This is a genomic window from Streptomyces sp. NPDC001406, from assembly GCF_042895285.1.
GTDB lineage: Bacteria > Actinomycetota > Actinomycetes > Streptomycetales > Streptomycetaceae > Streptomyces.
This window is the reverse complement of sequence record NZ_JBIAWG010000028.1, coordinates 1-13,040: the sequence shown is the minus strand read 5'-3', so window position 1 is coordinate 13,040 and position 13,040 is coordinate 1. Positions and strand designations below refer to the sequence as shown.

13 protein-coding genes are annotated in these 13,040 nt (G+C 72.4%); 4 read left to right on the top strand and 9 right to left on the bottom strand.

The window, feature by feature from the left end:
• Nucleotides 1-136 precede the first annotated feature (136 nt).
• The gene (fabD, locus tag ACFY1J_RS42820; protein ID WP_390733125.1) at nucleotides 137-1,087 is read right to left on the bottom strand and encodes an ACP S-malonyltransferase; all 951 of its coding nucleotides are present in this window, start codon (nucleotides 1,085-1,087) and stop codon (nucleotides 137-139) included.
• 194 nt (nucleotides 1,088-1,281) lie between these two features.
• Here fabD and ACFY1J_RS42815 point away from each other — a divergent pair, with 194 nt between their 5' ends.
• Nucleotides 1,282-1,860, top strand: a complete 579-nt coding sequence (locus ACFY1J_RS42815) for a TetR/AcrR family transcriptional regulator (RefSeq protein WP_390712936.1) — start codon at nucleotides 1,282-1,284, stop codon at nucleotides 1,858-1,860.
• 76 nt (nucleotides 1,861-1,936) lie between these two features.
• On the opposite strand, the gene ACFY1J_RS42810 is transcribed toward ACFY1J_RS42815, so the two are convergent.
• Nucleotides 1,937-3,154 (bottom strand): FAD-dependent monooxygenase, encoded by a 1,218-nt coding sequence (locus ACFY1J_RS42810; RefSeq protein ID WP_390712935.1) that lies wholly within the window; start codon nucleotides 3,152-3,154, stop codon nucleotides 1,937-1,939.
• Nucleotides 3,155-3,343: 189 nt separating this feature from the next.
• Between ACFY1J_RS42810 and ACFY1J_RS42805 the strand changes: the two genes are divergently transcribed.
• From ACFY1J_RS42805 to ACFY1J_RS42795, 3 genes are all read left to right on the top strand, one after another.
• Nucleotides 3,344-3,817, top strand: a complete 474-nt coding sequence (locus ACFY1J_RS42805) for a DUF1772 domain-containing protein (RefSeq protein WP_390712934.1) — start codon at nucleotides 3,344-3,346, stop codon at nucleotides 3,815-3,817.
• A gap of 398 nt (nucleotides 3,818-4,215) precedes the next feature.
• Nucleotides 4,216-4,362: a hypothetical protein gene (locus ACFY1J_RS42800; protein ID WP_390712933.1), complete on the top strand. Its 147-nt coding sequence runs from the start codon at nucleotides 4,216-4,218 to the stop codon at nucleotides 4,360-4,362.
• A 171-nt stretch (nucleotides 4,363-4,533) separates the two neighbouring features.
• Nucleotides 4,534-4,683: a hypothetical protein gene (locus tag ACFY1J_RS42795; RefSeq protein WP_390712932.1), complete on the top strand. Its 150-nt coding sequence runs from the start codon at nucleotides 4,534-4,536 to the stop codon at nucleotides 4,681-4,683.
• A 94-nt stretch (nucleotides 4,684-4,777) separates the two neighbouring features.
• Here ACFY1J_RS42795 and ACFY1J_RS42790 read toward each other — a convergent pair whose 3' ends face one another.
• From ACFY1J_RS42790 to ACFY1J_RS42760, 7 genes are all read right to left on the bottom strand, one after another.
• The gene (locus tag ACFY1J_RS42790) at nucleotides 4,778-6,412 is read right to left on the bottom strand and encodes a class I adenylate-forming enzyme family protein (RefSeq protein WP_390733102.1); all 1,635 of its coding nucleotides are present in this window, start codon (nucleotides 6,410-6,412) and stop codon (nucleotides 4,778-4,780) included.
• Between the two features lie 28 nt (nucleotides 6,413-6,440).
• Entirely contained in the window at nucleotides 6,441-7,262 is an 822-nt protein-coding gene (locus tag ACFY1J_RS42785) for an AfsR/SARP family transcriptional regulator (RefSeq protein ID WP_363301356.1), read from the bottom strand.
• Nucleotides 7,263-7,670: 408 nt separating this feature from the next.
• The gene (locus ACFY1J_RS42780; RefSeq protein ID WP_390733101.1) at nucleotides 7,671-8,498 is read right to left on the bottom strand and encodes a 4'-phosphopantetheinyl transferase family protein; all 828 of its coding nucleotides are present in this window, start codon (nucleotides 8,496-8,498) and stop codon (nucleotides 7,671-7,673) included.
• Entirely contained in the window at nucleotides 8,495-10,150 is a 1,656-nt protein-coding gene (locus tag ACFY1J_RS42775) for a beta-ketoacyl synthase N-terminal-like domain-containing protein (RefSeq protein ID WP_390733100.1), read from the bottom strand. Before ACFY1J_RS42775 ends, ACFY1J_RS42780 begins: the two co-directional genes overlap by 4 nt.
• Nucleotides 10,151-10,171: 21 nt before the next feature.
• Nucleotides 10,172-10,978 carry a phosphopantetheine-binding protein gene (locus ACFY1J_RS42770; RefSeq protein ID WP_390733099.1) on the bottom strand — a complete coding sequence of 269 codons (807 nt, stop codon included), beginning with the start codon at nucleotides 10,976-10,978 and terminating at the stop codon, nucleotides 10,172-10,174.
• 124 nt (nucleotides 10,979-11,102) lie between these two features.
• Complete coding sequence (locus ACFY1J_RS42765) at nucleotides 11,103-11,927, bottom strand: BTAD domain-containing putative transcriptional regulator (protein ID WP_390733098.1); 825 nt, start codon at nucleotides 11,925-11,927, stop codon at nucleotides 11,103-11,105.
• A 236-nt stretch (nucleotides 11,928-12,163) separates the two neighbouring features.
• On the bottom strand, nucleotides 12,164-13,040 hold an 877-nt coding region (locus ACFY1J_RS42760), incomplete at its 5' end, for an acyl-CoA carboxylase subunit beta (protein WP_390733097.1).

The following is a 13,040-nucleotide window of genomic DNA, read 5'->3' as shown; positions in this document are numbered from 1 at the left end:
TTTCGGGTGGTGAGTACGCGCCGGGGGCTCAAAGCGCCCCCGCCACGCGGATGGTCGGGAGGTCGGGAGGTCGGGAGTCGGAGCGGACAGGGAAGGGACCGGGGCCGGCGTCCGGTGCGCCGACTGCCGCGGCCGGTTACGCGGCGACCGCGGAGGCGGCCGCGTCCTGGCGCAGGTCGCGCAGGAGCGTGGTGATGCGGCGCGCGTCGTTGGTGCTGCGCACCTGGGCGTCGGGCACGGTCCGCTTGGCGAAGCCGCTGAGCACCCGGCCCGGGCCGACCTCGAGGTAGCCGTCGACCCCGTAGGAGGCGGCGGCGTCCAGCACGTCCACCCAGCGCACGGGACCGGCCAGCTGACGCCGCAGCAGATCGCGGGCGTGCGCGCCGTCGCGCACCAGGGCACCGGTCACCGAGCTGAACACCGGCAGCCGGGGGGCACCGAACTCGACCCGCTCCAGCTCCGCGGCGAACTCGTCCTCGATGACCTGCATCAGCGAGCAGTGGAAGGGCGCGGAGACCTTCAGCGGTACGGTGCGCTCGGCACCGGCCCCGTTCGCCAGCCGCACGGCCTCGTCGACCGCGGCGCTCTGGCCGGAGATCACCGTCTGGCCCGCCTCGTTGTAGTTGGCCACCTCCACCACGCCGGATGCGGCGGTGGCCGCGCAGATCTCCTCGATCTTCGCGGGCGCGAGGCCGATGATCGCGGCCATCGCCCCCGAAACCCGGCGCGAGACACCGGCCATCAGCTCACCCCGGCGGCGCACCAGACGCAGCGCGTCGTCGGCGTCGAGGACACCGGCGACGACCAGGGCCGTGTACTCGCCGAGGCTGTGCCCCGCGGCCGCACCCGGGACGAAGCCCGTCTCCTGGTGCAGCACCTGGTACACGGCGAGGCTGGTGGCGACGATGGCGGGCTGGGCGATCTCGGTGGGCTCCAGCTCCGACTCCGCCGCCGTGCTGCACAGTTCGGTCAGCGGCAGGCCGGTCGCCTCCTGAGCCCGCTCCAGCACGCGTCCCGCCGTGCGGGGATGCTCGCGCAGCAGGTGCTCTGCCATGCCGGCGCGTTGCGATCCCTGTCCGGGAAACATCGTGAATTGGTTGTCGCTCATCCCCGTTCCTACCTCACTGAATTGTGGCGGCGTGGGTCATCGAGCCGTCGACGAGCGGTTCTCGACTCCGTGAATCTCGCACCCCGCTCTGGCGCATTCCTTGAATGTGTCTCGAAAACGGATTCGGCCGGTTTTCCTTGACGCGGCGGGCGGGCACACCCGAGCGTGTTGCCATGCCGAGGATGAGCGCGCAGGAGAGGCGGACGGCCGTGGTCGGCGCGGCGATGATCGAATTCGCCCGCCGCGGGTACGACGGCACCTCGACGCAGGACATCGCGCGGCGCGCGGGAGTCTCACAGCCGTACCTCTTCCGGCTGTTCCCCGGCAAGCGGGCGCTGTTCCTCGCCGCGGCGACACGCTGCGTGGCCGAGACCGCACGGCTGCTGACGGGCGCGGCCGAGGGCCTGGAGGGCGAGGAGGCGCGGCACGCGATGGCCATCGCGTACACCCGGGTCATCGTGAAGGAGCCGGAACGCCTCCTGATGCAGATGCAGGTGTACGCCGCGGTGGCGGGCGCGGAGGCCGCGGGCGACCACGAGTTCGGCGAGACGGTCCGGGCCGGCTGGCAGAGCCTGTGGCAGGAGGTCCACCTGGCCCTGGGCGCCGACCCCGACGACACGTCCTGGTTCATGTCCCGAGGCATGCTGGTCAACACCCTGGTGGCCCTGAACTTCCCACCGGAACACCGGGTCTGGGAGGCACTGGACCCGTCGATCGGCGTGGAGACGGCGAGCCGGCTCCCGCGCCGATGACGGGCGCAGCCCATCAGGGGCGCGGGGAACTGCGCGACCAGCCACAGACGACCCGCGCTTTCCGAACCGTCCGTACCTATTCCGCCGTAGTAGGAGCCGCAGCCCGCCGGGAGGCATCCCGCTTGGCCCACCGCATCCCATACGCGACCTGCCCCTGCTCAGCCGCCTGGAAGGCCTTCGTGTTCCAGTTCTTGCGCATGAAGGACTCCCGCATCCTGATCAGCAGCGAGTTCTCCACCGCGCCCATCTTCCCGATCCGCCAGGCGATCTTCTGCAGCGGAGCGGTCCGCGCCCGCCGCTCGGTCTCGTACCGGCGCAGCGCCGCGACCGGGTCGCCCGGCTGGTCGAGGTACTCGGCGAGCACCAGGGAGTCCTCCAGCGCCTGGCAGGCGCCCTGCCCGATGTTGAAGGTGATCGGGTGCGCGGCGTCGCCGAGCAGCGTGACCCGCCCCCGGCCCCACTCGCGCTCGGGCTTGCGGCCCTCGACGTCGCCACGCAGGATCCACTCCTCCGGCGTGGCCCGCAGGATGTCGGCCACCGGCCCGGCCCACCCCTCGTGCCGGCGCAGCAGCATCGCCCGCGCCGTACCGGGCTTGTCGCGCCCGCCGGGTGCCCCGTTGGCGACGCTCATCCAGTGCACCAGGCCGGGCGCGACGTCGTAGTACGTGAACCGGGTGCCCGGTCCGAAGATCGCGTTGAAGGTGCCGGGCGGGATGTCGGCGTGCTCCATCGGCGCCCGGCCGCGCCAGGCGATGTAGCCGCTGAAGCGGTTGCGGGCGGGCCCGAACAGGCAGTCGCGCACGGCACCGTGGATGCCGTCGGCGCCGATCAGCAGGTCGCCGCGCTCGCTGCCGCCGTCGGCGAAGTGCACCGTCACCCCGTCCGCGTCCTGGTCGAAGGACACGACGTGGGCACCGGTGCGCAGCGGCGAGCCCTGCAGGGCGTCGCGCAGCACACCGTGCAGCTCGGACCGCTCGACGGCGATGGTGGGTGCCCCGTACCGCTCGATGAAGTCACCGACCGGCCAGGCGCCCAGCACCTCGCCGCGCCAGGTGCTGAAGTGCGTGACGTGCTGGACGGGCGCGACCCGCAGGACCTGCTCGGCCACGCCCAGGTAGTCCAGCGCGAGGACGCCGTTGCTCCAGATGTGCAGGCCCGCGCCGCCGTCGCGCAGCGACTCGGCCCGCTCGAACACGACGGTCTCGAACCCCCTCTGCTGCAGTGCGAGGGCCGCGGCCAGGCCGCCGATCCCTCCGCCGGCGATGAGTATGCGACGGGCACGTCCTATGGCCATCTCTTGATCTCCTCGTGGCTCTGTCCGGGCGCAGGTCCGGTGCGAAGTCCCCGACGGAACAATGTTGTTGTCAACGCTAGCATTCAGAGCGGCGACCAATATAGTCTCGAAAGAGTATCTAGCATCGACATATCCGTGTGGCTCAGGACCACATGCCAACCGGCAGACCCACAAAGGTGGTTGTGTGTGATGGAAGCGCTCCTGCAAACGCTGGCCGTGATAGCCACCATGGCCAACGCGGTGGTCTACGGGACCGACGTCTTCTCCGCCCTGGTGCAGCGGCCCGCCATGGCCCACGTCGACGACGTGGTGCTCACCAGCGCCATGGGCCAGACCCACCGCTTCGGCGACCAGCGCATGCCGGTACCGGGCGTGTTCGGGCTGGTGGCGACGGTTGCCACGGTCGCCGTGGCCGCCGTCGACGGCAAGGCGGTGCCGGCCGTGGCCGCGGGCGTCGCGGCCGTGTCCCTGGTGGTGTGGCTGGCCATCTACAACAAGGTCAGCGCCCCGGTGAACAAGGAGCTCACCGGCGCGGCCCTGGACTGCCGGGTCGCCCCCGACGCCCGTGGGCTCCAGCGGACCTGGGACAGCGTCATCAACGCCCGCGTGGCCCTGCAGGCCCTGGCGCTGGGCGGGATGTGCGTGGCGCTCGTGAGCAGCTGAGCCGGCCCAACGGCCGGGCGAGCCAAGGAGGGAGGGGACACCCCGCCGGGTGTCCCCTCCCTCCTTGCCGTGCTGCGGTACGCCCTACTGCAGGGCGATGTTGCCGAGGACGGCCTCCGCGTCCACGTCCGCCAGGGCGTCGGTGACGGCCTCCGGCTCGCTGTTCGGCACGTTCTTGTTGTTGCTGGCCACGGCAGTGCCTCCTTCTCGAATTACCCGGAATCGAGGTTCGCCAGCGGCCGCCCGGGGGGTCAAGACAACTCCCCCGCATTCCGCCGGAATTCAAGACGCATTCCAGAATTTCGGCCCCTGTCCAGCGCCGCTCCGCGTGCATTCGAGCAAGCCTGAACAGGCTGTGTGGCAAACAGTTGCCAAACAGGCCGATGAAGGAGCAGGACATGCCCTCACCCCATTTCCTGGGCCGCGCGCTGCGCCACGTGCGGCTGCGGGCCGTAGGCGCGGTCGCGACCAGGATCATGCGGGACGCCCCGGCCCCCGCTCCGCGCCGGACCCCTCGGCTCACCCTCTTCCCGGGCCGCCCCTGAGCGGGGGCTCAGCCGCCGCCCCAGCACCGCCCGGCCGCCGCCCTGCAGCGGTCCTCGTACGCATCTCGTACGTTCTTCGAGCACTTCTCCAGCGGTTCCCGGCAGGCTCTCGAACTGCCCGGCTCCTGCCCGGGGGCCGGTTCCTGCCCTTTTTCCGTTTCCAGGGGGTCGATGATGATGCCGCGGGCGAGCACGCGTTCCGCAGCCGATACGGCGAAGGTGTCCCCCGGCGACGAGGAGGCCGCGCGGCTCACCGCGCCCCAGCCCGCCGAACCGGTCCAGGACCAGTCCGAGGACGACATCGGCTGGCCCAAGCAGTAGGCGCGACCAGTCGAAGAAACGATTCTGCCCAGCCTCGGCGAGGAGGCCGCCGCCCTGCACGCGCCCTGCAGCGCCGAACAGGGCCGCGGAACCCTCAGGCCGCCGTCAGGTACTGCCGCACCAGCATCCGCGGCACCGGCTTCACCCCGATCCTCCGGGGAAGCGCCTCGACCGCTTCGAGCCGCCGTATCTGCTCGCCGGGTCCCAGCTGGGCGTTGGCGCGTTCGGCGACGGCGTCGAGGATGTCCGGCGCGTCGCGGACCTCCTCCCGCAGCACGACCCCCGCCCACACCGACGAGCCGGTGACGGGATCGGGGTCGTCGGCGACGGCGCAGTCCGCCACGCGGGGGTCCTGGCGCAGCACGCGCTCGACCACTCCGGGCGCGACGACGGCGTCGCCGCAGGCGAAGGGGGAGCCGGACCGGCGCACCAGGTGCAGCTGGTCGTCCAGGTCGAGGTAGCCGACGTCGCCCGTGGCCAGCCAGCCGTCGGCACGGCCCGAGGGCACCTGCGGGCCGCGGATCTCCACCTCGCCGTCGGACCACACCGGCGCGGGCGCCCGGGTGACGGGGTCGACCACCCGGCACTCGGTCCCGGGCAACGGCACGCCCACCGCGCCCCGTTCGGGCCGTGCCCCGGGCGCCTGGACGTGGGAGAGCGCGCTGAGCCCGCCGACGCCGTAGCCCTGCAGCACGGGCACCCGCAGGGTGTCCCCGAGGCGGCGGGCGACGACCGGTTCCAGGGCCACGCCGGCGGACAGTACGGCCCTCAGACGGCCGCCGGGCAGGACCGTACGGTGGTCGGCGAGCCGCTCGTCCTCCGCGAGCCGGGCGAGCCGGGTCGACAGCCCGTAGTAGTGGGTGGCCTGCCGGCCGCGGCTCACGGTCATGCCCGCGCACGGGTCCGTATCGCTCACCAGCACCTGCTCGGCCCCGGCGTGCACGGCGGCGCCGAGCAGGGCGGGGTGGTAGGCAGGCATCTGGTTGACCACGACGCTCGCGGGGTCCAGCTGATGGGCCACGGCGATCTGCGCGGCGTTGGCGAGCAGATTGCGGTGGCTCAGGCGCACCTCGCGCAGCCCCGCGGCGGGATGCGGCACGAGCTGCACGCAGGCCACCGCGTCGAGGTCACCGACGGGAGTCCGGAACGGCGTACCGGGTACGGCGTTCAGGGCGTCCGCCAGCGGCACGGACAGCGCGGAGCCGGACCGCTCCTCGTCCGCTCCGGCGGAGCCTGGACCGTACCCAAAACGGCGAGCACCGCCCCCGGTCGCGCCCGCCGCGCCATCGTTGTCACCGTCGGTGACAACGATCGTATGCAGGGACGGCAGCCGCCCCTCCTCCGCCTCCGCGGTGAGCCGCTCGGCCAACGGGCCGGGCACGAAGGCGACTTCGGCCCCGGCCGCCGTGCACAGCTCGCGGGCGGCCGCGGATCCCGCCGCCGGGTCGAGCAGCGCCAGCAGCCGCCCGCTGCGCACCGCGCCGAAGTACAGCGCGGGAAAGGCGGCGTCCAGGGCGCAGGCGACCAGGACGGCGGAGTCCGCCCGCCGCAGGGCGCCGTGGATCCAGTGGGCGATGCGGTCGGCCTCCCGGTCGAGCGCCTCGAATGTCGTGGTGGCGCCCTCGGTGGGGTCCCTTTCGGTGGTGACGGCCGGCCGGTCGCCCGCACGGGCGGCGGCCCGCCGCAGCAGTCCGTCCAGGGGGCTGTCCAGCTGTCTCAGGATGCGCACGGCGAACTCCCCTCTCCGCAGCCGGGGCTCACGCCGCGAACAGGTCGAACGTGGAGGTGTGCCGGGGGCCCGCCAGGACGTCCAGCTGCGGGTCGACGGCCAGCATGGCCTGGTGCAGCCGCTGCAGCTGGGGCGAGGGCTCGACCCCGAGCTCGTCGATCAGCCGCATCCGCAGCCTGCGGTAGACCTCCAGTGCCGACGCCTGCCGCCCCGACCGGTACAGCGCCACCATCACCTGGGAGTGCAGGCCCTCGTGCTGGGGGTGGCGGGCGGTCAGTTCGGTGAGCTCGGCGATCAGTTCGGCGTGCCGGCCGAGCCTGAGCTCGGCGTCGATGCGCCGCTCCACGGTCACCAGCCGGCTCTCCTGCAGCCGCCGTACCTCGATGTCGAGGATCGGTCCGACCCGCACGTCCACGAGCGCCGGGCCCCGCCACAGGTTCAGCGCGGCCCCGAAGCGGGCGGCGGAGACCTCGCTGTCGCCCACGTCGAAGGCCGACTGTCCCTCGCGGATCAGGCGCTCGTAGTCGTGCACGTCCACCGATTCCTCGGGGATCTGCAGCAGATAGCCACCGTGCCGGGTGGCGAGGACTTCCTTGGCGCGGCCGGGCGCGCCGGGCCCCATCGCGGTGCCCAGGCGCCTGCGCAGCTGGAGGATGTAGGTCTGCAGGGTGGTCAGCGCGCTCTGCGGCGGCCGGGTAGACCAGATCTCCTCCATGAGCGTGGGTACGGGCATCACACGGCCCGGATAGAGGGCAAGCAGTGCCAGAATCTGCCGCGGCTTGCTCGCGGACGGAACGATGGATCCCCCGTCGACCTCGGCACTCAACGGACCCAGAACCTGAATCCTCACGGTCTCCTCCGTACTCGTCGAGTTCCTTGTCTCTTTCCTTCCAGTGGCCAGAATTGTGCCTCCACTTCAAGGCAAGCTAGCGGCATTCCCCTTCTTCCAGTCAATTCCTCTAGCGGTTCTCAAGCGAAGTCCCATGGGCGGTATTGCGCTTTCGATCAGGCCCTTTCAAGAGCAACTGTGCGAGTGTCACATACTTGCTCGTCAGACCGGCCAGGACGTGCGGAATTCAACATTCCGTCGAGCGTTGGCAAGGTCTTTCAGAATTTCGATCAACACGCCGGGTCAATAACTTGAGAATTTCCGCACAAGCCCCTACGGCAGACATCGAAATAGCGATGAAGTGCACGCGGAAGACGGGCGCCGAAGAACGTCACGCCCTTTCCTGGTGTCCTTCCGGAAACCGGCCCGTCACGCGGCAGCGGCGTACGTGTCTCCTCCCACGGGCTCGGGCAGCAGGAACCTCTGCGGTGCCGACCGGCTCCAGGGGAAGCCGTGGTTGAGGTGGACGACGGCCTCCTCGTTCCCGTCCGCGGGCACGGCCACGGCGACCAGCACCCCGGGCACCGGCTCCAGTTCGAGGAACCGCCAGGGGCGTCCGGTGTCGTCGGCGGGCGGTGCGAAGGCGCGTACTCCGCCCTCCTCGTCCAGGGTGAAGACGAAGCTGTCGAACGGGATGCCGAGGCCAAGGCCGCGCGCCTTGGAGTACGCCTCCTTCAGCACCCACACCCGCAGCGCGCGCCGGTCCCGCTCGGGCCCGGGGTCGGCCTCCCGCACCCAGTCGCGCTCCTGCGGCGAGATGGCGTTCACGATGGTGGCGACGGCGTTCTCGTCGCGTTCCGCGATCCGCTCGACGTCCACGCCGATACGGGCCTGACGCACGATGCCGAGGAAGTTGTAGCCGCCCGCGTGGGAGAGGTTGAAGTCGAGCACCCGCCCGCCGCGCGAAACCAGATCGGAGGTGGGCCGCAGGAAGGGCCGCCCCCGTGCCGAGCGCCAGATGACCAGTTCCGCCTCGGCCAGCCCCGCCTCCAGCGCCAGGGCGCGCCGTACGAGGGTGTGGGCGATCAGATACTGGAGACGGTCGCGCTCGAAGAGGAACTTCCCCGCGGTGCGCCGCTCCTGGGCGTCCAGCCAGTGCTCGGCGAGCAGCCGGGCGATCTCGGGGCTGAGCCCGTCGTTGGGACACAGCCAGAGGGTGACCTCGGCCGTGTCCGCCTCCTGTGCGGCACCCGTCACGTCTGCGCTCCTCGGGGCCATGCCGCGCTCGGGGGCAGTTCCGTCACCGGTCCCACGAGGTGGGTGCGGCCCGCGCCCAGGACGTCGACACCGGCCAGCCACAGCCGGATCAACTGCTCGAAGCGCCGCCCCTCCCACAGGGCGTCGACATAGGCGCGGGTCTCGGGAAGTCCGGCGAGCAGCAGCGGTTCGGCGGGCGGGTCCCGCAGATCCGCGCTGTGCACCGGCGGTCCGTCCGGCGGGTCCTCGGAGCCGCTCCGTGCCGCGAACGCGGCCAGTGCGGCGGCGAGTTGGGAGGTGTCGTACGCCACCAGCGCCAGACGGCACTCCAGCGCGGCCCGGCCCAGCCTCAGTTCACGGGCGACGGCGGCCAGGGCGGGCACGCCGGGCGTGCCGCGGCCGGTAACGCGTTCGCGGTCGGTGAGCCAGGCGGCGAGCCGTTCGGCGGTGGCGGCGAGGTGCCCGGGGGTGGCCGCCGACAGCAGCACGAGGTGCGGCCCGCCGTCGTCCTCCCCCGGTGCCCGCGCCACGGGCGACGGGTCCGGGTCCGGCTCGCGCAGCACCACCACGGCGTGCTGGGCGTCCGGCGCGTGCACGCCGACCAGGACCGTGCGCGGCAGGGTTCCCCCCTCGGGAGCGCGCCCGGCCTCCCAGACGGCGGGCCGCGGCCGGCCCGGCCCCGGAAGCAGGGTGGCGTGGCGCAGTTGGAGGACGGCGCGGGTCAGCGCGGTTGCCGCCGCCTGTCCCGCTCCCCCGGCCCCGGCGCCGTACCCGTCCTCCTCGACCTGCACCTGCGCGGCCGGTGTCCCGGCGGCCCGCAGGGCCCGGCGCCGCAGCCGGTCGCGCAGCGCGGGGTGCGCACCGCGCCCCGGATGCCCCACCGCGCTGGCCGGTACGACGGCGTGCACGACGTCACCGGCGGCGCGCGCGGCGCCAAGTGGCTTCAGCAGTACGGCGGTCGTACCACCGGCGCCCGGCTCGGTGGCCGCGACGAGGGCCGCCGCGCACTCGCCGGCACGCAGCGCGCCGAGGGCCAGGTGCAGGGCGGTGAGGAACGAGGAGGGCCCGGTGTCGATGTCCTGGCTGGGTCCGCGCAGATCCAGGATGCGCGAGAGGCGGGCGGCGCCGGCGGCCGTGAACACCCCAACACTGCGGCGCTCGCCGTCCGGGCCGGTCAGCGCGTCGAGGCGGGCACCGGCGTACCCGGCACCCTCCAGGACCTGCCGGGCGCCGGACAGCAGGAGCCGCTCACGGGAGTCCATGCGCGCCGCTTCACCGGGGTTGGCCCCGACCCGTTCGGGGCCGACAGCGTCCACGCCGCCCGGGACGCTCTCCCGCACGGCCGCACCACGGGCGCGCAGTTCCGCCTCCCAGAAGGCCTCCGGACCGTCGGCCCCGGGCCAGCGCCCCTGCAGTCCCACGACGGCACACCATCCGGCGCTCGGGGAGTCGGCGGGAGGGTCGGCGGAGGCGAGGGGCTCGGGCCGGACGGCCGGCGCGGCCGGCGCCACCGACGGCACGGGCAGCACACGCGGCACGGCGGGAGCGTCCGGTGCCTCCAGTGTGTCCGGTGCGCCCGCCAGCAGCTCCAGCGCCTGCCGGCGTTCCAGGGTGCCGTCCTTGAACCGTGTGAGTATCTCCAGGCTGTCCATGGATACGGAGCGCTCCGCGCCTCAGGCCGGCCGGGTGCCGAGCAGGGCGGCGGCCTCGTCGACGCTGAGCAGATCGTCACGGACCGCGTCCAGCAACGCCTCCAGGTCGACCTGCGCGCCCGAAGCGCCCGAAGCGCCCGATGCGGCCGACGCGGCCGACGAGGGCGACACCGACGCCTCCGCAGGCACCGGCGACACCACGTCCCCGGCCGCCGAATCACCCCCACCCGCACGGGAGTTGGCCGCGACATACGCCGCGACCGAGGCCAGGTCGGGTTGGTCGTAGAGCAGCGCGGTGGGTTCGCGCAGCCCCCAGATCCGGTTGACGCCTTCCACGAACTGCGCGGAGAGGATGGAGTCCAGGCCCAGCAGGACGAAGGGGACGTCGGCCTCGATGTCGTCCGGTGCGCAGCCGAGGATCCGCGCGAGCAGGCCGCGCAGTCGGTCGAGGACGTCGCCGTCGTGGTCCCCGGCCGGGACCGGTGCGGACACGGGCACGGCCGGGTCGGATGCGGCCGCGTCGGATGCGGCCGGGTCGGATGCGGCACCGCCGAGTTCGGCGGCCAGCCGGTCGGCCAGGGCCTTCGGCGTCGGGTACTGGTAGAGGGCGTCCGGCGGCACCGAGGTGCCGAAGCGAGTGTTGAGCACGCCCATGAACCCCACGCTCAGCAGGGAGTCCAGCCCCAGCACCGCGAAGCTCTCCTCGGCGTCGACGGCCTGGGCCTCGACAGCCACGAAACCCGCCAGCAGCGCGGTGAGTTCGGCCAGCACGTCGGCGGCCGGCATCTGCGGGACGGGGTGCCCCGGCGGGGGCGAGGCAGCGGTCATGGTGGCGTCTCCAAGGTCGGTTCCCGGGTGGCCGTCTGCGCATTGTGCAGGCGGGTTCATCGCGACCGCATCGCCGTCCGGGGTGATCCACGGGCCGCCGACTCGCTCCTGCGAGGGAGGTGGATCAGCTCGCCGCCAGGGCCGCCTCTCCCGGTACCTCGGCGGCCGAGACCTGGATGGAGTGCTGCAGCCGCTGCAGCCGGGGCGACGGCTCCAGCCCGAGCTCCCGTACGAGCGTGGTGCGCAGCTGCCGGTAGACGTGCAGGGACTCGCTGCGCCGGCCGGAGCGGGCGAGGGCCACCATGAACTGCGCGTGCAGGTTCTCGTGGGTGCGGTAACGGCTGGTCAGCACGATGAGTTCGGCGAGCAGTTCGCGGTGCCGGCCGAGGTGCAGGTCGGCCTCGATGCGCTGGTCGAGCGCGCACAGCCGGCTCTCCTCCAGCCGCTTGGCCTCGCGCGCCAGCAGCGTGCCCTGCTGGATGTCGGCGAACGCCGGCCCGGTCCACAGGTTCAGCGCCTCGGTCAGCCGGGCGGAGGCTTCGGCGTAGGAGGCCGCGTCCATGGCCCGGTAGCCCTCGCCCGCGAGCTTCTCGAACCGGCGCACATCGCTGCTGCCGCCGCCGGCGGCGAGCAGATAGGCACCGGGCAGGGTCACGAGGACGTCCTTGGCGCCGCGCGGGAGCCTGTCCCGCGCCCCCGGCTCCTCGGCGGCGAGGGCGAGCGCCCGGGCGATGTGGTCGCGCAGGTGCAGGACGTAGGTCTGCAGGGTGGTACGGGCGCTGCGCGGCGGCCGCCCCTCCCACAGCTCCTCGACCAGGTCCGTGACGGGCACGGCGTGGTCGGCGTTGAGCGCGAGCAGGGCCAGCATCTGACGCTGTTTCGGCGCGGTGGGAGTGACCGGCACTCCGCCCTCCCGCACCGCCAGGGCCCCCAGTACGTCGATGTCCAACGCCGTCTCCCTACGACAAGTACAGCCAAGAACAGCACGAACGGTCGGCCAATATCATACCGGTCGCGCGGCTTTAGGCCAGCGTCGGCCGGGCAAATTGGCTGGGAGCCCTCCCGTGGACCCCCCGCGAAGCCTCAACTCTGCCACATTCCCGACGAAAAAAAGTACCGTCCGGTCCTCTTCTTGAGGAGAACCGGACGGTGCGGTGTCTTTGTGGGACGGTTACTGCGGGTCGGCTACTGCGGGGGGTTGCCGTGCTTGCGGGAGGGCAGGTCGGCGTGCTTGGCGTGCAGCATCGCCAGTGACCTGATCAGCACCTGCCGGGTCTCGGCGGGGTCGATCACGTCGTCGACCAGGCCGCGCTCCGCCGCGTAGTACGGGTGCATCAGCTCGGCCTTGTACTCCTCGACCATCTGACGCCGCATCGCCTCGGAGTCCTCGGCCGCGGCGATCTGCCGCCGGAAGATGACGTTCGCGGCACCCTCGGCGCCCATGACGGCGATCTCGTTGGTCGGCCAGGCGTAGGTCACGTCCGCACCGATCGCCTGCGAGTCCATGACGATGTACGCGCCGCCGTACGCCTTGCGCAGGATCAGCGAGATCCGCGGCACGCTCGCGTTGCAGTAGGCGAACAGCAGCTTCGCCCCGCGCCGGATGATGCCTTCATGTTCCTGGCCGACGCCGGGCAGGAAGCCGGGCACGTCCACCAGGGTCGTGATCGGGATGTTGAAGGCGTCGCACATCGTCACGAACCGGGCCGCCTTCTCCGACGACTCGATGTCCAGGACACCGGCCAGGCTCTGCGGCTGGTTGGCGACGATGCCGACGACCTGGCCGTCCAGCCGGGCCAGCGCGCAGATCACATTGCGCGCCCAGCGCTCGTGGACCTCGAGGTACTCGCCGTCGTCGACGATCTCCTCGATCACCTTGGCCATGTCGTAGGGCCGGTTGCCGTCGATCGGCACCAGGTCGAGCAGCGCCTCGCAGCGCCGGTCGGCCGGGTCGGCGGTCGCGGCGTGCGGCGGGTTCTCGCGGTTGTTCTGCGGGAGCAGGGAGAGGAGGTAGCGCACCTCGTGGATGCAGGTCTCCTCGTCGTCGTAGGCGAAGTGGCAC

Bases quoted from the DNA above. Each gene is read 5' to 3' on its own strand.
- fabD (WP_390733125.1), bottom strand. From the start codon at position 1,087: ATGTTTCCCGGACAGGGATCGCAACGCGCCGGCATGGCAGAGCACCTG.
- ACFY1J_RS42815 (WP_390712936.1), top strand. From the start codon at position 1,282: ATGCCGAGGATGAGCGCGCAGGAGAGGCGGACGGCCGTGGTCGGCGCG.
- ACFY1J_RS42810 (WP_390712935.1), bottom strand. From the start codon at position 3,154: ATGGCCATAGGACGTGCCCGTCGCATACTCATCGCCGGCGGAGGGATC.
- ACFY1J_RS42805 (WP_390712934.1), top strand. From the start codon at position 3,344: ATGGAAGCGCTCCTGCAAACGCTGGCCGTGATAGCCACCATGGCCAAC.
- ACFY1J_RS42800 (WP_390712933.1), top strand. From the start codon at position 4,216: ATGCCCTCACCCCATTTCCTGGGCCGCGCGCTGCGCCACGTGCGGCTG.
- ACFY1J_RS42795 (WP_390712932.1), top strand. From the start codon at position 4,534: ATGATGATGCCGCGGGCGAGCACGCGTTCCGCAGCCGATACGGCGAAG.
- ACFY1J_RS42775 (WP_390733100.1), bottom strand. From the start codon at position 10,150: ATGGACAGCCTGGAGATACTCACACGGTTCAAGGACGGCACCCTGGAA.
- ACFY1J_RS42770 (WP_390733099.1), bottom strand. From the start codon at position 10,978: ATGACCGCTGCCTCGCCCCCGCCGGGGCACCCCGTCCCGCAGATGCCG.